The sequence below is a fragment of the Aliidiomarina celeris genome, from assembly GCF_003316875.1.
In the GTDB taxonomy this organism is placed as follows: domain Bacteria; phylum Pseudomonadota; class Gammaproteobacteria; order Enterobacterales; family Alteromonadaceae; genus Aliidiomarina; species Aliidiomarina celeris.
Window position 1 is genome coordinate 1 of record NZ_QMIL01000033.1, and the last position, 325, is coordinate 325.

Annotated in this window: 1 pseudogene; it reads left to right on the plus strand. The window is 46.5% G+C overall.

Annotation, left to right across the window (positions count from 1 at the left end):
- A pseudogene (locus DQW12_RS13370) lies at positions 1 to 189 on the plus strand (IS110 family transposase); the annotation flags it as partial.
- Positions 190 to 325 lie beyond the last annotated feature (136 nt).

Here is a 325-nt window from a genome sequence, read left to right on the forward strand (position 1 = left end):
GCCTTCTCTGAAGCGGCGGTTTTGTACCTCAGAGGCAACTCGGGCGCTCAACAATTATTGCAACGCTTTCAAAAGCGCATGAGCAAAGCTAAAGCTTTATCTGCACTAGCTCACAAGCTGGGCCGTGCTGTTTATTTCATGTTAAAGAACGAGAAAATATTCGATGAAAAACGTTTCTTAAAGAGTTAGTCACGCAGCAGGATGATGATCAACATCTAACTGGATCATGACGGAGTGTGCTGAAAACCGGTGTCTGCTGACTGGGTACGCAACCCTCGAACCGAATTTCTACACCCACTACGAAGCCCGTCGCTTTGATTATCCA